This is a genomic window from Streptomyces paromomycinus, from assembly GCF_003865155.1.
GTDB classification, from domain to species: Bacteria; Actinomycetota; Actinomycetes; order Streptomycetales; family Streptomycetaceae; genus Streptomyces; species Streptomyces chrestomyceticus.
Genome location: NZ_BHZD01000001.1, coordinates 1,297,178 through 1,319,556 on the forward strand (window position 1 = coordinate 1,297,178; position 22,379 = coordinate 1,319,556).

General features: G+C 73.1%; 19 protein-coding genes. 11 read left to right on the forward strand and 8 right to left on the reverse strand.

Annotation, left to right across the window (positions count from 1 at the left end; all coding sequences use genetic code 11):
- Positions 1-2 precede the first annotated feature (2 nt).
- Both OEIGOIKO_RS04920 and OEIGOIKO_RS04925 read right to left on the reverse strand, forming a co-directional pair.
- Entirely contained in the window at positions 3-1,412 is a 1,410-nt protein-coding gene (locus OEIGOIKO_RS04920; RefSeq protein WP_125052201.1) for a glutamine synthetase family protein, read from the reverse strand.
- Between the two features lie 158 nt (positions 1,413-1,570).
- Positions 1,571-3,634: a SpoIIE family protein phosphatase gene (locus OEIGOIKO_RS04925; protein ID WP_125052203.1), complete on the reverse strand. Its 2,064-nt coding sequence runs from the start codon at positions 3,632-3,634 to the stop codon at positions 1,571-1,573.
- A gap of 224 nt (positions 3,635-3,858) precedes the next feature.
- Here OEIGOIKO_RS04925 and OEIGOIKO_RS04930 point away from each other — a divergent pair, with 224 nt between their 5' ends.
- From OEIGOIKO_RS04930 to OEIGOIKO_RS04970, 8 genes are all read left to right on the forward strand, one after another.
- A complete protein-coding gene (locus OEIGOIKO_RS04930) occupies positions 3,859-4,716 on the forward strand; it encodes a TetR/AcrR family transcriptional regulator (RefSeq protein WP_125058444.1) in 858 nt (285 codons plus the stop codon).
- A gap of 48 nt (positions 4,717-4,764) precedes the next feature.
- On the forward strand, positions 4,765-5,652 hold the full coding sequence (locus OEIGOIKO_RS04935) for a beta-keto acid cleavage family enzyme (protein ID WP_125052205.1): 888 nt from the start codon (positions 4,765-4,767) through the stop codon (positions 5,650-5,652).
- A gap of 42 nt (positions 5,653-5,694) precedes the next feature.
- The gene (locus OEIGOIKO_RS04940) at positions 5,695-6,651 is read left to right on the forward strand and encodes a 3-hydroxyacyl-CoA dehydrogenase NAD-binding domain-containing protein (protein WP_125052207.1); all 957 of its coding nucleotides are present in this window, start codon (positions 5,695-5,697) and stop codon (positions 6,649-6,651) included.
- Positions 6,648-7,115, forward strand: a complete 468-nt coding sequence (locus tag OEIGOIKO_RS04945) for a thioesterase family protein (protein ID WP_125052209.1) — start codon at positions 6,648-6,650, stop codon at positions 7,113-7,115. The genes OEIGOIKO_RS04940 and OEIGOIKO_RS04945 overlap by 4 nt, the downstream gene beginning before the upstream one ends.
- A gap of 156 nt (positions 7,116-7,271) precedes the next feature.
- Positions 7,272-7,604, forward strand: coding sequence for a DUF427 domain-containing protein (locus tag OEIGOIKO_RS04950; protein ID WP_125052211.1), 333 nt, complete (start codon positions 7,272-7,274; stop codon positions 7,602-7,604).
- Between the two features lie 123 nt (positions 7,605-7,727).
- A complete protein-coding gene (locus OEIGOIKO_RS04955) occupies positions 7,728-8,708 on the forward strand; it encodes a metallophosphoesterase family protein (RefSeq protein ID WP_125052213.1) in 981 nt (326 codons plus the stop codon).
- Positions 8,709-8,729: 21 nt separating this feature from the next.
- A complete protein-coding gene (locus tag OEIGOIKO_RS04960) occupies positions 8,730-9,989 on the forward strand; it encodes an MFS transporter (RefSeq protein ID WP_125052215.1) in 1,260 nt (419 codons plus the stop codon).
- A 71-nt stretch (positions 9,990-10,060) separates the two neighbouring features.
- Positions 10,061-11,158: a TolB-like translocation protein gene (locus OEIGOIKO_RS04970; protein ID WP_371859010.1), complete on the forward strand. Its 1,098-nt coding sequence runs from the start codon at positions 10,061-10,063 to the stop codon at positions 11,156-11,158.
- Positions 11,159-11,172: 14 nt separating this feature from the next.
- Here OEIGOIKO_RS04970 and OEIGOIKO_RS04975 read toward each other — a convergent pair whose 3' ends face one another.
- The 5 genes from OEIGOIKO_RS04975 to OEIGOIKO_RS05000 all read right to left on the reverse strand — a co-directional run bounded on the left by OEIGOIKO_RS04975 (position 11,173) and on the right by OEIGOIKO_RS05000 (position 16,939).
- Positions 11,173-11,679: a DUF309 domain-containing protein gene (locus tag OEIGOIKO_RS04975; protein WP_125058445.1), complete on the reverse strand. Its 507-nt coding sequence runs from the start codon at positions 11,677-11,679 to the stop codon at positions 11,173-11,175.
- Positions 11,680-12,195: 516 nt separating this feature from the next.
- Positions 12,196-13,443: a D-alanyl-D-alanine carboxypeptidase family protein gene (locus OEIGOIKO_RS04985; protein WP_170251555.1), complete on the reverse strand. Its 1,248-nt coding sequence runs from the start codon at positions 13,441-13,443 to the stop codon at positions 12,196-12,198.
- 276 nt (positions 13,444-13,719) lie between these two features.
- Entirely contained in the window at positions 13,720-14,961 is a 1,242-nt protein-coding gene (locus OEIGOIKO_RS04990) for a cytochrome P450 family protein (RefSeq protein WP_125052219.1), read from the reverse strand.
- 87 nt (positions 14,962-15,048) lie between these two features.
- On the reverse strand, positions 15,049-16,353 hold the full coding sequence (locus OEIGOIKO_RS04995) for an MAB_1171c family putative transporter (protein WP_125052221.1): 1,305 nt from the start codon (positions 16,351-16,353) through the stop codon (positions 15,049-15,051).
- Complete coding sequence (locus tag OEIGOIKO_RS05000; protein ID WP_174857122.1) at positions 16,346-16,939, reverse strand: hypothetical protein; 594 nt, start codon at positions 16,937-16,939, stop codon at positions 16,346-16,348. The genes OEIGOIKO_RS04995 and OEIGOIKO_RS05000 overlap by 8 nt, the downstream gene beginning before the upstream one ends.
- 1,223 nt (positions 16,940-18,162) lie before the next feature.
- Here OEIGOIKO_RS05000 and OEIGOIKO_RS05005 point away from each other — a divergent pair.
- Complete coding sequence (locus OEIGOIKO_RS05005) at positions 18,163-19,398, forward strand: ParB/RepB/Spo0J family partition protein (RefSeq protein ID WP_125052223.1); 1,236 nt, start codon at positions 18,163-18,165, stop codon at positions 19,396-19,398.
- Positions 19,399-19,512: 114 nt separating this feature from the next.
- Here OEIGOIKO_RS05005 and hisC read toward each other — a convergent pair whose 3' ends face one another.
- Positions 19,513-20,658 carry a histidinol-phosphate transaminase gene (gene hisC / locus OEIGOIKO_RS05010; RefSeq protein ID WP_125052225.1) on the reverse strand — a complete coding sequence of 382 codons (1,146 nt, stop codon included), beginning with the start codon at positions 20,656-20,658 and terminating at the stop codon, positions 19,513-19,515.
- 382 nt (positions 20,659-21,040) lie between these two features.
- Between hisC and OEIGOIKO_RS05015 the strand changes: the two genes are divergently transcribed.
- Complete coding sequence (locus OEIGOIKO_RS05015) at positions 21,041-22,036, forward strand: methyltransferase (RefSeq protein ID WP_125052227.1); 996 nt, start codon at positions 21,041-21,043, stop codon at positions 22,034-22,036.
- Positions 22,037-22,145: 109 nt separating this feature from the next.
- Complete coding sequence (locus OEIGOIKO_RS05020; protein ID WP_125052229.1) at positions 22,146-22,376, forward strand: MbtH family protein; 231 nt, start codon at positions 22,146-22,148, stop codon at positions 22,374-22,376.
- Positions 22,377-22,379: the final 3 nt, after the last annotated feature.

Consider the following 22,379-nt stretch of genomic DNA (forward strand, 5'->3'; position numbering starts at 1 on the left):
CATCAGTACCTCCAGCGCGTCGCCGCGGCGATCTCTTCGGGCTCGCTGTCCGCGAAGTGCGCCGCCTCCGCACGGCGTACGGCGATCACGGCGCCGTACAGCACCTCGCCCATCGCCTCCCGCAGCACCGCCGACTCCGCCAGCCGGTCGGTGGACTCGGTCAGCGACGAGGGCAGCCGGACGATGCCGCGCCGGGCGCGCTCGCGGACGCCCAGGACGCCCGGGTCGCCGGTGACCGGCGGGGGCAGCGCGGCGCCCGTGGACAGGCCGTGCAGCCCGGCGGCGATGACCGCGCCGACCGCCAGGTAGGGGTTGGCGGCGGCGTCGAACGGCTTGATCTCGGCGTGGCCGCCGTCCGGGTCGCCGGGGGCGCCGGTGACCAGGCGCAGCGCGGCCTCCCGGTTCTCCACGCCCCAGCACTGGTAGGCGCCGGCCCACACGGACGGGCCCAGCCGCAGGTAGCTCGCGGGTGAGGGGCAGCCGACGGCGAGCAGGGCGGGCATCGCCTCCAGGACGCCGCCGAGGAACCGTACGGCGTCCGGGTCCAGGCTCCATTCGGCGTCCCGGTCCCGGTGCAGGCTGCGCTCGCCGCGGTGCAGGCTGAGGTGGAGGTGGCAGCCGTTGCCGACCTGGCCGGCCACGACCGAGGGCGCGAAGCTGGCCCGCAGGCCGTGCCGGAGCGAGACGGCCCGTACGGTCTCCCGGACGAGGACCAGTTCGTCGGCGGCGCGCAGCGGGTCGGCGGACGCGGTGGACACCTCGAACTGGCCCGGGGCGTACTCGGGGTGGAGCTGGAGGACGTCGATGTCCTGGAGGGCCAGCGCCTCGGCCACGTCGCGGAGGTAGTCGGAGAGTTCGACGACGCGGGTCATGCCGTAGGCGGGGCCTGCGCAGGGATAGTCCAGGGTTTCGCCGGCGCCCGCGGCACCGTCGGGGCGGCCGCCGCCGGCCTCCGGCGCGCGGGTGACCACCCACTCCGTCTCGAACCCCATCTGGAGGACCAGCCCCGCGTCGGCTGCCCGGTCCACCATGCGGCGGGCGAACTGCCGCTGGCAGCCGGGGTGCGGCGTGCCGAGCTGGTCGTAGCGGTCGACCGGCGCCCAGGCCCAGCCGGGCTGCGCCGCCAGCACCGTGACCCGCTCCAGGTCGGGGAAGAGCCGCAGGTCGCCGTCGGGCCCGCCGAGGTGCGCGGACGCGGTGATCGCGTCGTCGGAGGTGAAGACGTCGAAGACCGGTGACATGCCGACGCCGCGCTGCACGGCGGGTGCCAGCCGGGCCGTCGGCACGGTCTTGGTACGGGCGATGCCCGCGTTGTCGACCCAGGTGAGGGCGACGGCGCGGACGTGCTCCGCGTCCAGCCGTGCCGCCGTCCGGCGGGCGTCGCCCCACTGCTGCGCAGGCCCCGGTTCCATAGCGCGTGTCCCCATTCCGCCATGCCGCTCACTCGGCGGCCGTTCGAACTGTGCCCTGTCCGCTGTCCGCCACGGCGCCCCCGTTCAGGGGCGGCTGCCGCGGGTGTCCTGCCGTACGGCCGGCGCGGCCGTCCCGCTCCCGGGGACCGTACCGGCCGTCACGGACAGTCGAACTCGCACCATACGCACTTTCCGTTGCCGCGCGGCTCCACACCCCAGACATCCGACAGCCGCTCCACCAGCAGCAGTCCGCGGCCGGACATCGCGGACTCGTCGCTGTCGTGGCGGCGCGGCAGGGCGCTGGAGCGGTCGGCCACCTCCAGACGCAGCCGCCGGTCGGTGCCGTGCGGCATCCGTACCGTCACCACCGCCGCGCCGTCGGTGTGCAGCAGCGCGTTGGTGATCAGCTCGTCGGCGGCCAGTTCGACCTCGTCCGCGCGCTCCCGTGCGCCCCAGGCCCGTACCGCGGCGCGGATCATGTGGCGGGCGGCGGACAGCCCCTGGGCGTCGTCGGGTGCGACGTGCTGCTGGAGCCGTCCGGCGGCCGGCGCGGCGGGCTCACCACCGCGCCGCAGGATCAGCATCGCCATGTCGTCGTCGCCGGTCTGCTCGGCCGCCAGGTCGCAGAGCCGGTCGGCCAGTTGCTGGACATCCTGGGGGCCGTCGCGGACCACTCTGGCCAGATGCCGTACACCGTCCTCGATGTCGATGCCCGGCTGTTCCACCAGCCCGTCGGTGTACAGCACCAGGGTCTCCCCGATGCCCAGGTGGACGGTGGTGACGGGGTAGTCCAGGTCGCGGAAACCGGTCGCTATGCCCAGCGGCAGGCCGCCGGCCACCTCCAGGCGGCGGCACAGCCCTTCGGCATGCCGCAGCAGCGGGTCCACGTGCCCGGCGCGCACCAGCCGCACCGTCCCGGTGGCCAGGTCGGCGTCCGCGTACGTGCAGGTGGCGAAGCGGTCGGTGTCCAGTTCGCCGAGGAAGGCGGAGGCGCGGGCCATGACGGTGGCGGGCGGGTGCCCCTCGGCGGCGTAGGCGCGCAGCACGATCCGCAGCTGGCCCATCACGGTCGCGGCGTGGGTGTCGTGCCCCTGGACGTCGCCGATGACCGCGGCGACCCGGCCTTCGGGCAGCGGGATCACGTCGTACCAGTCGCCGCCGATGTCCCGGCCGGCCCGGGCGGCCCGGTAGCGTACGGCGATCTGCGCGCCGGGGATGCCGGGGATGCGGCGCGGCAGCATGGCCTGCTGGAGGCCCTCGGCGAGGTCGTGCTCCTGGTCGTAGAGCATGGCGCGGGCCAGGCTCTGCGCGACGCTGGAGCCGAGCGCCACCAGCAGGTTGCGCTCCTGTACGCCGAACGGGTTCTCCGAGCGGTAGAACAGGCCCACCACCCCGATCGGCCGGGCCTGCGCGATGAGCGGCAGGTACGCGGCGGAGCCGAAGTCCATCCTTTCGAGGTGCGGCCAGAGTGCCGGGTAGCGTTCGGCGAACTCGGTGCGGGAGCGGATGAAGCACGGCTGGAGGGTGCGCACCGCCTCGCTCATCGGGAACTCCTCCTCGACCCGCACCACCTCGTGCTGCGGTACGAAGCTGCCCGGCTGCCCTTCGTGGACCACCCGGATGCGGCCCGCCTCGACCAGGCCGACGATGACGTTCCGCGCGCCCAGCCGGGTCAGCGCCTGGTCGTCGCCGAGCACGCCGATGACGTCGCGGACGGTCCTGGCGTGCGCGAGGGCCGCCGTGGTGCGCTCGACGAGGCCGGTGTTGCGCAGCCTGCGTGCGTGCGCCTGGGCCCGTTCCGCCGCCTGGGCGTACTCCTGACTGGCGTCCCGGACGACGCCGATGATGCGGTGCGGCGTGCCGGCCCCGTCCCGGCGGATGCTGGCCTGGGTGTGGGTCCAGCGCACGGTGCCGTCCCGCAGCCGGACGCGGAAGTAGGCACCGTAGGAGTCGCTGCCGTCCTTCAGCGCCTGGGCGACGACGCCGTCCAGGCGGGCCGCCTCGTCCGGCGGCAGACGGCAGCCCAGGGTGGCCGGGTCGGAGTCGTACTCCTCCGGCGGCAGGTCGAAGACCTCCAGAGCGGAGCCGTCCATGTGCATACGGCCGCTGTCGAGGTCCCAGTCGAAGCCGCCCATGCCGTTGAGGGCCAGCGTCAGGTCCGGATGAGCGGGCCAGTCGTCCGGCACCGACACGGTCGGCCGCTTCGCTCCCCGGTCAGCCATGTGCGCAACTTTGCCACATTTGCCCCATACGTGGCCGGTCCATCGGTGTCCGGTACGGAGCCGGCCGCGAGGCCGGAACCGGCGGCGCCCGCTTGGCTGACTTACGCATCAGTCAGTTCTCAACACTCGTCAGGCACCGCTGTTGCCACGGGTAAAACCTCACTCGTCACTGTTGCGGTCGTTGCGATGATCTCAACACACTGTTACGGTCCCTGACCATGCCCATGGACGAAGACCCCGGCACCCGGGTCCCCGACGACAGCGACGTGCGCGACCGCGTCCGGCAGGTGGTCGACCGCCTCGGCTGCAGCCGCCGCGAGTTCGCCCGGCGCATCGTGATGGACCCCTCGAAGCTGTCCAGGTCGCTGGGCGGCACCCGGCGATTCACCCTCGCCGAGATCGTGCGCGTCGCGGACATCGGCGGCGTGGGCGTGGCGTGGCTACTCGGCTCCCGGGGCGGCTCCCCGGCGCCGGCCCGGGGCCGGGAGCCGGCCGCGGTGCCCGAGGGCGGCCGGCCGCTGCAGATCGTCCGGGAGACGGTCCGGCTGATCGCCGAGCACGGTTTCCACGGCGTCCGGGTCGCCGACATCGCCGCCGCGTGCGGCACCAGCACGGCCGCCGTGCACTACCACTTCCCCGGCCGTGACGAGCTGTTGGAGGCGGCCGTGCGCTGGTGCATGGACGAGGACACCGCGCGGCGCGCCGCGGGCCTGGCCGACGCGCCGGACGCCCGCGCCGAACTGCTGCACCTGATCGCGCTGCAGACGCCGCGCACCGCACAGCAGCGGCGGCAGTGGCTGGTCTGGCTCGACCTGTGGGCACAGGCCGCGCGCTCCACCGCCGTGGGACAGCTGCACGAGCACTACTACCGGCAGTGGCGCACCACCGTCGCCGAAGTCCTGCGACGGGGCGTCGACCAGGGCGTCTTCCGCTCCGTGGACCCCGAGCCCACCGCGCTGCGGCTGACCGCGCTCATCGACGGCCTGGCCACCCAGGTGCTGGCCACCGCGCCCGACAGCACCGGCCCCGACACCATGCACGCCGCGCTGCTCACCTTCATCGACCACGAACTGGCCCCCTGAGCAGGCGGCTCCCCTGCCGTTTTGCCCCCACCGACCGAAGGACCCGCCGTGAACAACGAGGTCATCATCACCTGTGCGCTGACCGGAGCCGGTGACACCGTGCGCCGCTCGCCGCACGTGCCCGTCACCCCCGAGCAGATAGCCGAGTCCGCCGTCGAGGCGGCCTCGGCCGGCGCCGCCGTCGTCCACATCCACGTACGCGACCCGGAGACCGGCGCCCCGTCCCGCGACCCGCGCCTGTACGCCGAGGTCGTCGAACGCGTCAAGGAGACCGGCACCGACGTCGTCATCAACCTGACCGCCGGGATGGGCGGCGACCTCGTCATCGACCCGGACGAGCCGCTGCGGCACCTGCCCGGTACGGACCTGGTCGGCGGCCTGGAGCGGCTGCCGCACGTCGAGGAACTGCTGCCCGACATCTGCACCCTGGACTGCGGCTCGCTGAACTTCGGCGAGGGCTCCAACCTCTACGTCTCGACGCCCGACATGCTGCGCGCGGGCGCCGCGCGCATCCAGGAACTGGGCGTACGGCCGGAGCTGGAGATCTTCGACACCGGGCAGCTGTGGTTCGCCAAGCAACTGCTCGCCGAAGGGCTGCTCGACGACCCGACCGTCTTCCAGCTGTGCATGGGCGTCCCGTGGGGCGCGCCGGCCGACCCGGGCGTGCTCCAGTCGATGGTCGCGATGCTCCCCGAGGGCGCGCAGTGGGCCAGCTTCGCGCTCGGCCGGATGCAGATGCCGTGGGTCGCCCAGTCCATCCTGCTCGGCGGCAACGTCCGGGTGGGTCTGGAGGACAACCTCTACCTGAGCAAGGGCGTCAAGGCGACCAACGGCCAGTTGGTCGAACGGGCCGTGCAGATCACGGAGTTGCTGGGTGCGACGGTCGCCACCCCGGACCAGGCCCGCGCCCGCCTCGGCCTGAAGCCGCGCGGCTGAAGCCCCCCTCGCCCTTTCGCCCCCTCGCCCCCAGGAGTCCTCATGTCCCCCACCCCTCCCCCCTCCGTACGCCGTGTGGCGTGCATCGGCGCCGGTGTCATAGGCGGCGGCTGGGTCGCCCACTTCCTCGCCCGCGGCTACGACGTGACCGCCTGGGACCCCGCGCCGGACGCCGAGGACAAGCTGCGCCGCCTGGTCACGGCCGCCTGGCCGGCCCTGGAGCAGCTCGGCCTGGCCGAGGGCGCCTCGCCCAGCCGCCTGACCATGGCGCCGACCCTCGACGAAGCCGTCGCCGACGCCGAGTTCGTGCAGGAGAGCGCCCCCGAGAAGCTGGAGCTCAAGCGCGACCTGCTCGCCCAGCTCGACGCCGCCACCCCGCCCGGCGTGGTCATCGCCTCCTCCACCTCCGGCTATCCGATGACCGACATGCAGACGGCGGCCGCCACGCCCGGCCGTCTGGTCGTCGGGCACCCGTTCAACCCGCCCTACCTGATCCCGCTGGTCGAGGTGGCCGGCGGGGAGCGGACCGACCGTACGGCGGTCGAGTGGGCCGCGGAGTTCTACGAGGCGGCGGGCAAGTCCGTGATCACCATGGACCGGGAGCTGCCCGGCTTCATCGCCAACCGCCTCCAGGAGGCCCTGTGGCGCGAGGCGCTGCACATGGTCGCCAACGGTGAGGCCACGGTCGAGGACATCGACACCTCGATCACCGAAGGGCCGGGGCTGCGCTGGGCGTTCATGGGCCCGATGCTGACGTTCGCGCTGGCCGGCGGCGAGGGCGGGATGGCCCACATGCTCGACCACTTCGGCCCGTCGCTGAAGTCCCCGTGGACCCGGCTGGAGGCCCCGGAGCTGGACCGGGCGCTGCGGGACGCGGTGGTCGACGGCTGCGACCGGGCCGCCGACGGCCGTACGTACGCGCAGCTCGTCGCCGAGCGCGACCAGGGCGTCATCGACGTGCTGCGGGCGACCGGCCGGCTGGACGGGCCCGCCCGGTGACGGCGCGGCTGCCGCTGTTCCGGCGGACGGTCCAGGACGACTGGATCGACTACAACGGCCATCTCTCCGAGGCGTACTACGTCCTGGTCTTCGGCTTCGCCACGGACGCCCTCATGGACGCGGCCGGTCTCGACGCGGCCTACCGCGCCCGTACCGGCCATTCGCTCTACACGGTCGAGGCGCATGTGCGCTACCTCGCGGAGGTGCCGCGGGGCGCCGAACTCCTCGTACGGACCACGGTCCTGGGCGTGAGCGCGAAGAAGGCGCGCTTCGTCCACGAGATGTACGTGGGGGACACGGCCGGCGATCCGGTGGCCACCGAGGAGATCTTCGCCCTGCACGTCCACCAGGCTGAGGGGCGGGCCGCGCCGCTGCCCGAGGAGGCGCACGAACGGCTGGCGGGGCTGGCCGAAGCGGCCGGACCCGCTCCGGAATGGGCCGGACGAGGCATCCGGGAGGTGTAGCGAAGGTGCGGCGGCCGGGAATCCGGACGGCGTACGGCGGCGTTGCACGGCGTGTCCCCGGTCGTCCGGGGGCGCGCCGTCGTCGGGTCGGCCGTCCGACCGCCGCGCGGTGCCACGCTGGGTCCTGTCGTCGCACCCGTCCGGAGAGGAACCGTCATGCCGTCCGTACCAGGTCACCGCATCACCGTCGAGCAGGGCACCGAGCACGTCCGGGTCGTCCACGACGGCCAGGTGGTCGCCGACAGCCGCCGTCCGCTGCTGCTCCACGAGACCGGCTGTCCGGTGCGCTACTACCTGCCGCCGGAGGACGTCCGGACGGATCTGCTGGTCCCGTCCGGAACCCGTACCCACTGCCCGTTCAAGGGAGACGCCTCCTACTGGTCACTTTCCGGTGGCCCGGAGGACATCGCGTGGGCCTACCCTGCGCCGAAGTCCGCGGTCGAGCAGATCAAGGACCATCTGTGCTTCTACGCGGCGGAGTTGGTGTGAGCGGCGCGGCGCGGCAGTGAGTAGGAAAGTTTCCTAACTATTCTCCGTCGGACTCATTGACGCGTACATGTGCCGTCGTCAAGATTCCCTCGAACGGCACCTCCGCCGACCGAGGAGACGGACATGACGCCCACCCCCCGCGCCGCGAAGTCCCGCAGCACCCGCCCGGCCAGGCTCTTCCTCACCAACCCCCGCACCGGCATACCCACCGCCGCGGGCGTGGTCCTCGCGCTCGTCGGCGGTGCGGTGCTGTGGTCGCCGGCCGGGCGCGCGGACGCCGCGCCCGAGCGGACGGCCGCCAAGGCCGGTGCCTTCACCGTGGTCGCCGCCGGGGACATCGCCGAGCGGTGCACCGCGAGCAGCAGCAGCTGCGTGCACCCGAAGACCGCGGCCCAGGTCAAGAAGATCGACCCGGAGTTCGTCCTGACCATGGGCGACAACCAGTACGACGACGCCCGGCTGAAGGACTTCAAGAAGTACTACGACACCTCCTGGGGCGCCTTCAAGGCCAAGACCCACCCGGTGGCCGGCAACCACGAGACGTACGACCCGGACGGCAAACTGGCCGGGTACAAGTCCTACTTCGGCTCCGTCGCCTACCCCAAGGGAAAGAGCTACTACAGCTTCGACCACGGCAACTGGCACTTCGTCGCGCTGGACTCCAACAGCCTGGACTCCACCCAGACCAAGTGGCTCAAGGACGACCTCGCCGCCAACTCCAAGAAGTGCGTGGCCGCCTACTGGCACCACCCGCTGTTCTCCTCCGGCGAGCACGGCAACCAGCCGGTCAGCCGCTCGGTGTGGAAGGCGCTGTACGACGCCAAGGCGGAGCTGGTGCTCAACGGGCACGACCACCACTACGAGCGCTTCGCGCCGCAGAACCCGGACGGCAAGGCCGACCCGAAGGGCCCGGTCGAGCTGCTCGCCGGCATGGGCGGCGCCAACCCGTACAAGATCGAGGAGGTCCAGCCGAACAGCGAGAAGCGGCTGACCAAGACCTTCGGCGTGGTCAAGCTGAACTTCCACGACGACGGGTTCTCCTGGGACCTGGTCGGCACGGACGGGAAGACGAAGGACAGCAGCCCGTCCTACCAGTGCCACTGACCGGCCCGGGAACCACCCGCCATGTATCTCGCCACCACGGACGCGGCCGCCGCCACCACGAAGCTGACGCGCGGCCGCGTCGCCGGCCCGGTCCTCGCGCTCGGCACGGTCAGCCTGGTCACCGACATCTCCTCCGAGATGGTCACCGCGGTGCTGCCGCTCTACTTCGTCCTCCAGCTCGGCCTCTCCCCGCTCCAGTTCGGGTTCCTGGACGGGCTCTACAACGGTGTCACCGCGCTCGTGCGGCTGGCCGGCGGACATGCCGCCGACCGGGGCGGGCGGCACAAACTGGTGGCCGGCACCGGCTACGCGCTGTCCGCGCTGTCCCGGCTGGGCCTGCTGCTCGCGGGCGGCGGTACGGCCGGGATCAGCGCGGCCATCGCCGCCGACCGCATCGGCAAGGGCGTACGGACCGCCCCGCGCGACGCGCTGATCTCGCTCAGCAGCCCGCCCGACGCGCTGGGCCGGGCGTTCGGCGTGCACCGCGCGATGGACACCACGGGCGCGCTGCTCGGGCCGCTGGCCGCGTTCGCCCTGCTGTGGGCGACCGCGGACGCCTACGACGCGGTGTTCGTCGTCAGCTTCTGCGTCGGGCTGCTCGGCGTTCTGCTGCTGGTCGCGTTCGTACCCGGGCGCGCCGCCCTGGGGCCGGTGGCCGCACCAGCCGCCGGGCCGCGGGTCCCGCTGCGCAGCAGGATCGCCGAGCCGCTGCGCGACGCCGCCTTCCGGCGCATCATGGCGGCCGCCGCCCTGCTGGGTGCCGCCACCATCGGCGACTCGTTCGTCTACCTGCTGCTTCAGAAGCAACTGGACTTCGCGGTGCGCTGGTTCCCCCTGCTGCCGCTCGGCACCGCCGCGGTCTATCTGCTGCTGGCGGTGCCCGCGGGGCGGCTCGGGGACCGCATCGGGCGCCGGGTGCCCTTCCTCTTCGGCCACGCCGCGCTGCTCGCCGCGTACGTGCTGCTGCTGGCCGTCGGTGACGGCACCGTCCTGCTGGCCGGTGTGCTGGTACTGGTCGGCGTGTTCTACGCCGCCACTGACGGCGTACTCATGGCCCTGGCAGGGCCGGCCCTGCCCGCGGCACGGCAGGCGAGCGGCATGGCCCTGCTGCAAACGGGCCAGGCACTGAGCCGACTGCTCGCCGCCGCCGGGTTCGGTGCCGCCTGGACGCTGTGGGGCAGCCGGGCAGCGCTGGTCATCGCCGTCGTCGTCCTCGCGGCCGCCCTCGCGGGTGCCGCCGCGCTGCTCCCCCGTACGGAAAGGCGTTCCTCGTGGTCATGACGGACAGGGCAGGTCCACCGGAGACGGGGGACGTGGCAGGTGAAGCCCGGGAGAGCCGGGCCGGGTTCCCGATGCGCGCCCGCGTCATCGCGGTCGTGGTGGCGACGGCCGTCCTCACCACGGTCGCCGTGGTCTACACGGTGACGGCGGTGCGGCGCGCCGATTCCGCCGACGCCCCCTCGGCGTTCGGATTGGACCGCGGGCAGTTGTACTTCCGCAGCACACGGGGCGGAGACGGCGAGGGCCGCGTCGCGCGCGTGGCCGCGCCGGCCGGCGCTTCCGATGCCTCCGGTGCTTCCGGTGCTTCCGGTGTCTCCGATGCTTCCGGTGTCTCCGGTGTCTCCGATGCTTCCGGCGTCGCGGCGATGAGCGCCGACGCGGCCCCGGTTCCGGACCACCGCACCACCGGCGGCCCCGCCTGCGAGCGCTTCTACGCGGCCGGCGGCACCGCCCTGTGCCTCCAGCGCCGCTCCGGCATCCCCCCGGCCTCGTACGCCGTCGTCCTGGACGGGCAACTGCGCGAGAAGCGCCGGATCGCCCTGACCGGCATCCCCAACCGGGCCCGGGTCTCCGCCTCCGGACGAATGCTGTCCTGGACCATGTTCGCCACCGGTGACTCCTACGCCACCACGTCCTTCTCCACCCGCACCTCGATCCTCGACACCCGCACCGGCTACCTGATCAAGAACATGGAGGACATCCCGCTCACCCTCGACGGCCGCCGCTACCACTCCCCCGACGTCAACTACTGGGGCGTCACCTTCGCCCGCGACGACAACCGCTTCTACGCCACCGTCTCCACCAAGGGCCGCACCTACCTGGTCGAGGGCGACATGCGCCGCTGGACAGCCCGCACCCTGCGCGAGAACTTGGAGTGCCCCTCCCTCTCCCCCGACAACACCCGCCTCGCCTTCAAGAAGCGGGTACGCGAAGGGGCCCGCGACCCCTGGCAGCTGTACGTGCTCGACCTGCGCACGATGCGCGAGCACCCGCTCGCGGAGCAGCGCAGCGTGGACGACCAGGCGGCCTGGCTGGACGAGCACACGCTCGGCTACGCGCTGCCGGGCAGCGGCGGGAAGGGCAGCGACATCTGGACCGTACCGGCGGACGGCACCGGCGCCCCGGCGCTGCGGGTGGCCGGGGCGTCGTCACCGGCGCTGGTGCGCTGACCGGCACCGGTCGGCTACTCCGCCGTCCTGGCGCCCCCGGCGGTGCACAGGCGCGGCGCGTTCGCGGCCGCCGCCACCGGCCCGTCGAGCCGGTCCGCCAGATCCTGCGCCCAGTCGGTGAGGCCGGGGACGTCGATGTCGTACGGGACGGTGTCCGCGTACGGGGCGATCGCGCCGGCGCCCCGGAGCAGCAGTGCCGCGCCGCCCTTGGCGTTGCCCCGGGCGGCGTGGGTCAGGCCGACGGCGAGCTGGGCGAGGCCGCGCCACAGCTGCCGCTCCGGCCCGGGCGACATCTTCCAGGCGTCCTCCAGCACCTCATGGGCGTGGAAGGGCAGCCCGCGGTCCAGGAGGTCCTGCGCTTCGGTGAGCGCCTCCCGGGGGCTGCGTTCGACACCTTCGGGCTGGCGGTCCACGCCCGGTGTGCCGTACGGCAGCGGGCGCCCGAGTCCGTCCCGCGGCCGGGCGTTGCGGGCCCGGCCTTCGGGGTCGCGGTCACGGGTGGCGGCCGGGGCTTCGTCCAGGATGTCGCCCGGGACTTCGTCCGGGCTTCCGTTCAGGTCTTCACCCGGGGCTTCGTCCGATCCCCCGTTCAGGCCCCCGCCCGAGCCTTCGTCCGATCCCCCGTTCAGATCTCCATTCAGACCTGAATTCAGACCTGAATTCAGGCCTGCACTTAGCGCTTCATCCAGATCTTCCCTCGGGCCTTCGTTCCGGGCGCGGGCAGCCATGGTCCGTCCTTCCGGTTCGGGGGCGTCCGCCCCGGCAGCGGCACTCCCCGCTCCGCAGTGCTCGCAGCCGGGCTCCGCCGGGCGGTCCGTGATCCGGCCGCACTCCTGGCACACCTGGTCCAGCCAGCAGGCCGGGTCGCCGCCCTCGTCGCGTCGTGTCACGTTCACGGTTCGATTGTGCAGCGTGCACCGGGTGCGGTGGGTGCCCGGGGCGGCGGCGCCCGGCGCGAGACGGCCCGGCCCGGTCGCGTCATTGGCCGGATTTCGACGGTGCCGTGCGCCCGCCTGCGACGGGTGGCGCGCCACCGGTCAGGAGCCGCCCCCGGGCGTGCGCCGTCCGCGGACGTACATCCGCCAGCCGAACACCGCGCCCACCGCGAGGGCCACGGCGAAGCCGCCGGCGACCGCCCACCCCGTGGTGTGCGACCACCGGCCGGGTTCCCGGGACACCTGCGCGGCGACCGGCCGCGCGGAGGCGGAGGGGCGCTCGGCGCCGCTCCGCGCTCCGTCGGCCGAGGGGGTGGCCCGGCCGCCCGGCGCGGCGGCCACGAGGGAGCCGACCGGGCGGGCCTTGCCCGCCGCACGGAACCCCCAGTCCAGCAGCGAACCCGCCTCGTGGTAGACGGCGTTGGACGCGCCGGACTGCGGATTCAGCACGGTCACCAGCAGCGTCCGGCCGCCCCGTCGGGCCGCGGCGATCAGCGTGTTGCCGGCGTTGCTGGTGTAGCCGTTCTTGACGCCGACGATGCCCGGATAGCGCCGCAGCCCGTTCGCGCCGGACAGCAGCCGGTTGGTGTTCTGGATCTCGAACGAGGGGCTGCCCTTGCTGGGGAAGCGGGCCGTCGTCGTGGCGCAGTACCTGGCGAAGTCGGCGTCGGCGAGCCCCGCGCGGCCGAAGACGCTCAGGTCGTACGCCGAGGACACCTGCCCCGGGCTGTCGTACCCGTCCGGGGACTTCACCGAGGTGTCGCGGGCGCCCAGTTGCCCCGCCCTGGCCTGCATTTCGCGGGCGGTGGCCGTCCAGCCGCCGTTCATCGCGGCGAGCACCCGTACGGCGTCGTTGCCGGAGCGCAGGAAGACCCCGCGCCACAGGTCGGCGACCTGGTAGCTGCGGCCCTCCTTGATGCCGACGAGGCTGCTGCCCTGGCCGATGCCCGCCAGTTCCGCCGGGGTGACCTTGTGCACGGCGCCCGCGCGGAACTTCGGCAGCACGGTGACCGCGAACAGGGTCTTGAGGGTGCTGGCCGGCGCGAGCCGCTGGTGCGCGTTCCTGGCCGCCAGCACGTCGCCCGTACGGACGTCCGTCACCGTCCAGGCGCGAGCCGACACGCCGTCGGGCAGCGCGGGAGCCCCGGCATCCGCCACCGTGCGCCCCGTACGGTCCCCCAGCCGGTCCGCCACCTGCCCCTTGGCCGCCCCCGCCCCCGGGTCCACGGCCCGCCCCACCGCCACCTGCTCGGCGCGGGCCACCGCCGGTATGGAGGTGAGCGTCAGCCCGGTGGCGGCGATGACGGCCAGCACACCGGCATTCCGGGACAGAAGCGTCTGAAGTGCCATGCCTTCACGCTAGGAAGCACGCGCTTCACCCGCAGAGGGACCTACGCCAGACGGCCGAAGCGCCGAAAATCCCCGCACATCACAGGCCAAAGACTCACGGACGGCTACAGCGGCCGAGCGCGGTCCGGCCGGCCCCGGTACGGCGGGACAAAGCACATCAGCCCCGTACGCACGAGGACCCGCCCGGTGCGACGGGGGATGCACACCGGGCGGGCCTCACGACCTTTCTACCGCATGAAGGAACGGTTATGCCTCAAAAACTTGTTCGTCCCGCGATTACCAGGCGACGGGGAGCGAGATCAGGCCACGTGCGCGCAGTGTCCGGCGGTGGCGCAGCCCGGTCCGCGGAACATCCAGCCGCAGCCCGGGAAAACGGCTGATGAGAGCGGCCAGCGCGGTCTCCGTCTCCAGGCGCGCGAGGGCCGCGCCGAGGCAGTGGTGGATGCCGTGCCCGAACATGAGGTGGCCCCTGGCGTCCCGGCCCGGATCCAGCGTGCCGGCGTCGGGGAAGCGGTGCGGGTCCCGGTTGGCGGAGGCCAGGGAGAGCAGCACAGTCTCCCCCCGCGGCACCCGCACGCCACCGATTTCCACGTCCTCGACGGGGAACCGGCGGATGGCCAGCGAGACCGGTCCGTCGTAGCGGGCGAACTCCTCCACGGCCTTCGCGAGTTCGGCTGGATCCGCACGCAACGCCGTGAGGCGTTCGGGGTGGTCCAGCAGGGCGAGTACGGAATTGCCGATGAGGTGGACGGTGTTCTCGTAGCCGGCGAAGAGCAGGAGGAAGGCGAGCGAGGTCAGCTCGTCCTCGGTCAGCCGGTCCCCGTCCGTCTCCGCGTCCGGGCCCGCGCGACCGTCCGTACCGCCGTCCCTGACCATGATCAGGTCGGACAGCAGGTCGTCCCCCGGCGCGGTCCGCTTGGCCGCGATCAGAGCGGTGTAGTAGCGCAGCATCGCCCCGACGGCCTGCTTCGTCTGCTCAGGCCGGGCCGGGTCGGGCGTGATCAGCGTGTCCGTCCAGCTCCGGAAGTCCGGGCGGTCCCGCTCCGGTACGCCGAGCAGGTCGCAGATGACGATGATGGGCAGCGGACCGGCGTACCTCGCGATCAGGTCGGTCCGGCCGCTCTCCGCCACCGCGTCCAGCAGGCCGTCCGCGAGCCGTCGCACGGGCTCCCGGAGCTTCTCGACCCGGGCGGGGGTGAACGCCTTCGCCACCAGGCGGCGCACCCGCGTGTGGTCGGGCGGGTCCATGTTGAGCAGGTTGGCGTCCAGCGCGGGCGGCAGCGAGAACCCGCGGTAGCCGCCTGCGGCATGGCGTTTGTCGAGCGAGAGCCGGGGGTCGGACAGTCCGCGGCGCACGTCCTCGTACCGTGTCACCAGCCACGCGGGCTGTCCGTCGGGGCCGGCGACGCGGTGTACGGGTCCGGCGTCCCGCAGCGCCGCGTAGCCGGTGTACGGGTCGTCGAGGAGGTGCGTCACGTCGATGAGGTCGTCGGGGCCGGTCTCGGCGGTCTTCTGCATGGTGCACGACTCTAGACACGGCGGCCACCGGCCGGCCGGGCGGCCGCCGATGCCGTCGGCGGCCACCGCGCCACCCCGTTCCGTGCCTCAGTGCCGCTGCATGGCGCTGCGCTGCCGGAGTTCGGTGAGCACCGTGTCCGTCAGCGGCGAGTGGTAGACATCAGCGACCCGCGCCAAGTGTTCGAACTCCGCCGCGAGTTCGGCCACGCCCCCGGTACAGGTGCACCCGGGCCGGTCGCCCGGAAGCTGCTCCCGGCCCCGGGCCGCACCCCGGGGCGCGTGCTCTCCCGCCCGCTCCTCAGCCATCACCACGACGCTGTCGGAGCCGAGGACGGGTACGAGGCCGATCGCCCGGTTCTCCAGTCCGCGGCGCAGCGCGGCGGCCTCCGCGACGGCCGCCAGCTGCCGTTCGTCCGCCACGACCGCGCGCCCCCGCTCGCGCGCGATGTCGATGGTGTCCGACTCCACGTACCGCCGGATGCCGCGCTGGACGTCCCGGATCTCCGCCATCTGCCGGTCGGCGCGCCGCTGGAGGCCGGTGAGCCGCCACCGGCCGGCCCCGGCCGGACGCCGCGCGGCCACCTCGGGAGCCAGCGCGGCGACGTCCTTCCACAGCGGGTGCAGCCGGCGCAGCCGGCGCCAGGCGTACGCCCGGGTGCCGACGGCCGGCAGCGCGAGCCCGGTCAGCACCAGGACGGCGGCGGCCGACGCGCTCAGCGGCGCCACCTCGTTGGAGAGCCACGGCGCCTCGTGCCCGGCCCAGGACAGCACGAAGCCGGCCAGCTTGCAGGCGCAGTACACCAGGCCGAGCCAGCAGCCCGTGGCCAGCACCCGCAGGCCGCGGGCGAGCCAGGACGGACCGACCTGGCGGGCGTAGCGCGGGCAGAGGGTGCCGAGCCCTGTGAGGCTCGCGCCGAAAATGGCCAGATACAGCACCAGGAACGTCATCACCCCTGGCGAGCCGGTGTACGCCGTACTGAAGTCGCGGGGATGTTCCACGTCGTCCGGCCGTCCGACGGCGAAGCACAGGACCGCGACCGCCCAGGTGACGGCCACGGCCGCCACGGCCGCACGGGACCGTTTCCGGGCCCGCGCGCGGTCTTCCGCCCCCGGGCCGCTGTTCCAGCGCAGCATCAGGACGAACGCGCCGGCGGCGAAGACCACGACCGTGGAGTAGAGAACGACCATGGACAGGTTCGGCACGCCGGCCAGCCTGTCGAACCACCGGTACACGCCGGGGGCGGAGAAGAGGAACCCGGTCGCGACGCAGGCGCTCATCACACACGTCAGGCCCAGGTCCGTATTGCCTCGATCGCCGAGCCAGGCACGCGTCTTGAAGGCGACGACGGCCCAGGCCGCCCCGCCGGAACACAGGTACAGCACGTCAAACACCCGATCCCCCGTCCGTGTCAGCTGTGCCGGCGCCGCTCGCGGCGTCGTCCTTCCCGTCCACGCCGCCCGCGCGTCCCGTGCCGATCCGCCCCGCGCGCCGGTGCCGCAGCGCGGGTTCCAGGGCCGCGGCGAGGTCGGCGGCCCGCCCCGTCGGCCCGGGCCCGTGGTCGGCCGCTTGCGGCACCACCCGCTCCATGAGCAGCCCGCCCAGCACCTCCGCATCCCGGGCGCCGGAGCCGTGCCGTACGGGCGGGCCGTCGCCGGGCGGGCCGGCCGTCCCGGACTCCAGCAGAAGGCGGCCGAGTTCGTGCAGCACGATGTGCGTCTGGTGCCAGGGTGTGGTCCGGAGTTCGCAGAAGATCCAGTAACCGTCGGCGGTACGGGCCGTCAGGCCGGACGTGGTGCCGCCCAGTGTCATCGGCACGATCCGTACGGGCTCTCCCAGGCGCGCCGCGACGGCGTCGCACACGTCCGCCAGGACCGTCGGCGTGGGCAGGTCGAGTTCCGTGATCAGCCGTCGGCACCGGTACCGTGCGCGCCGGGCCCGTGCGCCCGCGCGCAGGCGGCCCCACCGTTTCGTACGCACGCTCCGCGCCCCGTTCCCGGTCCGCGCGCCCCCCATCAGCATCCGCCCCCCGGCTGCGTTCCCCCGGATTCCGGCCGCCCCGCGCCCCGCACGCAGTTGCCACCGCCGAAACCGCAGCCCGCATCCTGTCACGCACGCGATATCGCGCACCAGTGCACTTACGGTCAGTGAAAAGCGCGGAAACCGCGGCCCATGACCAAGGATTCCCAGCCGTGGCCCGCGCGAACGGCCGGGGGCCGGACGGCTGTCGTCCGCACCGGCCGGGCCGCGTCATGACCGGTTCGAGCTCTGGCCCGAACGCCCGCCCGGTGCGCGCGGTCGCGCCGTTTCCGTGGACACGTGGCCGGGCCGCCGGTCTTTGGCCGGCATCTGGTGCGCGCACACCGTTCAACAGCGGCACCAGGGTCCCTGCCTAGACCCTTACCGGCCATTTCGCCCGGCGTCGGCCCGGCGGTGGCGTGCCCGGGCGCTGACAGAAGCGTCGAGCGGCCGGTGAAGGACGGGCCGCCGGTACGTCGGAACGGTTCCCGCGGAGCATGACGCCTGTTCAGGTACGTGCGGAGCAAGGCCGGCGGCGGGCGGCGACAGCACCTCCGCGGCGTTCGCCCGGCGCCACGGGTTCCCCGCACGGAACAGCCCGTTGGACGGTGTACGGCGATTGATCCCGCCGAGACACGATCGTAGTGTGGCGCGAGTTGCCAGCGTGCTTCAGGCGCCCGCCCCGTCCCGCTCAGCTCCGTCCACGGGGAGTCCGCGCCGCCGCGCCAGACCGGTGATCGGGCCGGAGAAGGGGGAAACCATGCGCACCGGAGCGGCCCGTCCCGTGGACCGGCCCGGCCGGACCGGGCCCGCACGGTGACGCGTGAGCTGCCCGCGCGAGGACACCGTCCAGCTCGGCGATGCCGTACCGGTCGCCTCTTCGTGAAGTCCCGGTAGTCCTCCGCAGAAGTCTGTGCTGCAGTGACGGGAATCGCCGACGGGGGTCACATGGAACGTGCACCGATCCTCCCGTGCTGCCGGGCCCCGGGCCCGTCGGCGCGGCGAAGCATGCCCGGCACCGCCCCGGCCACGACGCGTCCGCGACGCGCGGTTCCCCGGTCCACGGCGCGAAGACGCCGCCCGGCAGCGTGAACCGGAGTCGATACGCCCCGCCTGGAGGTGGCTACGTTCTTTCGGTCTGCACCGCTTGATTCTCGCTGCGAAGAGGTCCGAAAGGTGAGGTAATGACCGGTCATCAGTACTCCAGCACGCTTGCCGAGGCCGACCAGGACGAGCTCACTGCACTGACCGAGGAGACGGCGCCGGACACGATCGGCTCACACGGAAGAGCGGAGGCGAACTCCGCCCAGCGGGTGCCGATCGGCGCGCTGGCGGTGGGCGACGGCCCGCGCTTCACGGGTGAGGACGTCGCCCACATCCGGCTGCTGTCGGAAGTGGTCGACGAGCTGCCCCCCATCGTCGTGCACCGGAGCACCATGCAGGTGATCGACGGTGTGCACCGCCTGCGGGCCATGCACCTGGCCGGCCGGGACAGCGTCCGTGTGGTGTTCTTCGACGGGAGCGAGGCCGGCGCCTTCGTCCGGGCGGTCGAGGCGAACGTCCGGCACGGGCTGCCGCTGTCCGTGGCCGAGCGCCGGGCCGCCGCCGTCCGCATCATGTCCTCCCATCTGGACTGGTCCGACCGGCGGATCGCCGCCGTCGCCGGACTGTCCGCCAGGACCGTGGCCGAAATACGGTCGTCGAGCGACTCCGTCCGGGAGGCGGACGAGGCGCGGCTGGGGCGCGACGGCCGTACCCGGCCCCTCGAAGCCGCCCACGGGCGCCGGCTCGCCGGCCGTCTCATCGCCGCACGGCCCGAGGCGTCGCTGCGGGAGATCGCCAAGGACGCGGGGATCTCGCCGGAGACCGTGCGGGACGTACGGCAGCGGCTGGCCCGCGGTGAGGACCCGGTGCCGCAGAACCGCCGCGGCAAGTCCGCCCGGACCCGGCGGGACGTCAGCTACGAGCGCGCGCGGCCGGGCCGGGTCGTCGAACGGATCCCGAACCGGCCGGCGTCCCACGACCACCAAGCGGCCGTCGTCCAGGCCCTGCGGCGCGACCCGTCACTGCGGCTGTCGGAATCGGGCCGGCTGCTGCTGCGCTGGCTGGAGGTCTCCTTGTCGGCCGCCAGGGAATGGGAGCGCATTCTGGACGCCGTCCCCAGCCACCGGACGCAGCAGATGGCCGATCTCGCCAAGTCCTTCGCCGAGGACTGGGGCCGGCTGGCCGACCAGGTCGGCAGTCGGACGACACCGGATCAGGCGAAACCGGATCAGGCGGCGGCACCGGCCCGGACGACACCAGAGCGCACGACACCAGAGTCGACTGCTGTGACGCCGCTCGACTCGGGGGGTGTCCAACTGCGTAAATCAGCAGTTGGACACCCCCCGTCGGCGGAGACGGACGTCGGCCTCGGATGACCGCCCGCGACGTGACGCGATGTCCGCCCGCGCGGCCGGCCGGTCCGGTGCGTTCCGGTCCGCTGCGTTCCGATCCAGTTCGGTCCGATCCGTTCCAGTCCGGCCCGGTCACCGTCAGGGCGCCGGATCACCCGGCGCCGCCGGCCGGCCCGGGACCGGTACCGGCCGGGGGAGATCGCCGACGGGCGCCCGTGCCTTCCGCCGCCAGGCCGCGGCCGCGGCCAGGAAGGCGTCGTTGTCCTCCGGTGATCCCAGCGAGACCCGCAGGCCCTCTTCCGGGAAGGTGCGCACCGCGACCCCCCGGTCGGCGCACCACGCGCCGAAGGCGGTGCTGGCGGCGCCCAGGCGCAGCCACACGAAGTTGGCTTCGCTGGGCGGCACCTCCCACCCGTCGGCGATCAGCACCCGGCGCACCCGGGTCCGTTCGGCGACGAGGTCGTCGGCCCTGGCGAACAGTTCCTCCCGGTGGTGCAGCGCGGCCGACGCGGCGGCCTGCGCGACGCTGCTCAGCGAGTACGGGAGGCACGCCTTGCGCAACTGGGCGACGAGGTACGGCGAGCCGATGAGATAGCCGATCCGCAGCCCCGCGAGCCCGTACGCCTTGGAGAACGTGCGCAGCACGACGAGGTTGGGGCGGTCCGCCAGCAGGGCGATCGCGCTCCGCGCCGCCGGGTGGCGCACGTACTCGAAGTACGCCTCGTCCACCGCGACGAGACAGTCCTCGGGTATGCGGTCCACGAAGGCGCGCAGCTCATCGGCGTCGAGCAGGGTGCCCGTCGGGTTGTTCGGGTTGCACAGCAGGACCAGGCGGGTGCGGTCGCCGGCCTGCCGCGCCATCGCGGGCAGATCGTGCCGCTCGGCGACCAGCGGCACCCGGACGCTGCGCACGCCGGCGAGGTCGGCGAGGACCGGGTACAGCTCGAACGTCCGCCAGGCGTGGAGGACTTCGGCCTGCGGCTCGGCGACGGCCTGGAAGAGCATCTGGACCAGCGCGATGGAGCCGGCCCCCAGCGCCACCTGGTCCTCGGCGACGCCGTGGAGCCGCGCCAGCCGCGCCGTCAGCTCCGTCCCGTGGAAGTCGGGGTAGCGGTTCACCGTGCCCGCCGCCCCGTTGACCGCGGCGAGGATGCCGGACAGCGGCTCGCGCGGTGACTCGTTCGCCGCGAGCGGATGGAATTCCCCCGTCGCGGACCGCACGGGCCGCGACGGGAGATAGGCGGGCAGGCCGTCGAACACCGGCCGGATACGCGGCCTTCGCATGGCACCTCCGGGATCCGCGGGTGAAGGGATTCGACGGTAGCCAGGAAGCCGGAAGGACAACAGGACCGACGGGCCATTTCCGGTGTGCACCGCAGAGAGCGCGGAGAGCCCCCGGCATCCGCGTACGGAGCCCGTTCCGTTCAACCATCCGTTCAACCACCCGCCGGCAGCCCGTCAACTGCCCGGGAACTACCGGAAAACACGCCCGGTGGACAGGGTTCGGCGCGTTGGACAGAAGGCGGACACTTCGCCGGCCGCCCCGTTCCCGGCACGGTGGTGATTACTTGATTGGACAAAGACGGTGACCCGACAATGGCGTTCGCCGAGTACGCACGTGCCGCCCCTCTTCCCGTGGACATCGCCCTCGAATTCGGAGCCGCGAATGAGCGTCAATGATTCCACCCGTGTCGGCGAGACAGCCGCTGATCTGGCCGCGGTGGCCGCCCTGCTCGAAGTAGCCGAGGAACTCGGAATATCCCCGCTGCTGGACCGTCCGGAGCCTTTCACGGTCGAGGACGTGGCCGAAGCGACCGCGGCACCTCAGCGGAACTGCGCCGAGTTCGTGCGCGCCCTGGAGGCCGCGGGCCTGGTCGACCGTATCGACGACTCGCCGCGGTTCCGTCCGTGTGCCGGCATGGCGGACCGCAGGTACGAGTCGGGGTATCTGTCGTGGGCCATGAACGCGAACCGGCCCTACATCGAGCACGCGCTGGAATTCCTCCGCGACCCGGAGGCGGCGGGTGAGAAGTACGACCGCGACGGCCGCTGGGTGGCCGTGTCCTCGCGCTGGGTCGGCTCGCAGGGCTTCTACCCGCACGCCTTCTCGCAGATCGTGGACGCCCGGCCGGCCAAGGTGGCCGACCTGGGCGCGGGCGCCGGAGGGCTCCTCGTCCACCTGCTGCGTACCCTCCCGGACGCTACGGGGACCGCGATCGACATGAGCGCCGCGGCCTGTGCGGAGGCCAGGCGGGCGGCGGAACGCGCCGGTGTGGCGGACCGGCTCGACGTGGTGAACCGCAGCATCGAGTCGCTGGTGGCCGACCCCGCGCCGCTGCGGGACGCCGACGTCGTGCACGCGGGGTTCGTGATGCACGACGTGGTGAGCGATCCCGGCACGTTCCTCGCGGTGCTGCGCACCTGCCGGGAGGTGACGGCCGAGGGCTGCCGCCTGATCGTCACCGACGCGGTGCCGTATGCGGCCACCGCGCGGGAGCGGGCCTTCAGCTCGCTCTTCACCTATCTCCACGCGAGTTCGATGGATATCCGGCTGCCCGCCGAGGAAGAGTGGACGGACCTTTTCCGCCGGGCGGGATACACCGATGTCCGGTGCACCGCGCACCGTATGCCGACCGGGCGCATGTTCGTGGCGAGCGGCTGACCTTTTCCCGGCCCGCCGCTGAAGAAACGTTCCATCGCGGCTTTCTCCTCCTCACCGACGCGGCTTCTCACCTCCTCACCGACGGTCTTTCCTGCCAAAGGGGATCACTGTGCCGGAAAACCCCTTCGACCAACCCGATGCCACGTTCTTCGTCCTCGTGAACCAGGAGTTCCAGCACTCCCTCTGGCCGGCGCCGCTCACCGTCCCCGACGGCTGGGACGTGGTGCACGAAGGGCCGCGGGCCGACTGCCTCGACTACGTCGACCGCCGCTGGACGGACCTGCGGCCGGCCCGCCTGGCGCGCTCCCTGGACCCGTCCGGTCCGCGGTCGGCGGGGTGAGCC

What these genes read in the sequence shown, in the direction of transcription:
- OEIGOIKO_RS05015 (WP_125052227.1), top strand. Translation starts at nt 21,041, where the DNA reads ATGAGCGTCAATGATTCCACCCGTGTCGGCGAGACAGCCGCTGATCTG.
- OEIGOIKO_RS04985 (WP_170251555.1), bottom strand. Translation starts at nt 13,443, where the DNA reads ATGGCACTTCAGACGCTTCTGTCCCGGAATGCCGGTGTGCTGGCCGTC.
- OEIGOIKO_RS04930 (WP_125058444.1), top strand. Translation starts at nt 3,859, where the DNA reads ATGGACGAAGACCCCGGCACCCGGGTCCCCGACGACAGCGACGTGCGC.
- OEIGOIKO_RS04970 (WP_371859010.1), top strand. Translation starts at nt 10,061, where the DNA reads ATGCGCGCCCGCGTCATCGCGGTCGTGGTGGCGACGGCCGTCCTCACC.
- OEIGOIKO_RS04940 (WP_125052207.1), top strand. Translation starts at nt 5,695, where the DNA reads ATGTCCCCCACCCCTCCCCCCTCCGTACGCCGTGTGGCGTGCATCGGC.
- OEIGOIKO_RS04960 (WP_125052215.1), top strand. Translation starts at nt 8,730, where the DNA reads ATGTATCTCGCCACCACGGACGCGGCCGCCGCCACCACGAAGCTGACG.
- OEIGOIKO_RS05005 (WP_125052223.1), top strand. Translation starts at nt 18,163, where the DNA reads ATGACCGGTCATCAGTACTCCAGCACGCTTGCCGAGGCCGACCAGGAC.
- hisC (WP_125052225.1), bottom strand. Translation starts at nt 20,658, where the DNA reads ATGCGAAGGCCGCGTATCCGGCCGGTGTTCGACGGCCTGCCCGCCTAT.
- OEIGOIKO_RS04955 (WP_125052213.1), top strand. Translation starts at nt 7,728, where the DNA reads ATGACGCCCACCCCCCGCGCCGCGAAGTCCCGCAGCACCCGCCCGGCC.
- OEIGOIKO_RS04990 (WP_125052219.1), bottom strand. Translation starts at nt 14,961, where the DNA reads ATGCAGAAGACCGCCGAGACCGGCCCCGACGACCTCATCGACGTGACG.
- OEIGOIKO_RS04950 (WP_125052211.1), top strand. Translation starts at nt 7,272, where the DNA reads ATGCCGTCCGTACCAGGTCACCGCATCACCGTCGAGCAGGGCACCGAG.
- OEIGOIKO_RS04925 (WP_125052203.1), bottom strand. Translation starts at nt 3,634, where the DNA reads ATGGCTGACCGGGGAGCGAAGCGGCCGACCGTGTCGGTGCCGGACGAC.
- OEIGOIKO_RS04920 (WP_125052201.1), bottom strand. Translation starts at nt 1,412, where the DNA reads ATGGAACCGGGGCCTGCGCAGCAGTGGGGCGACGCCCGCCGGACGGCG.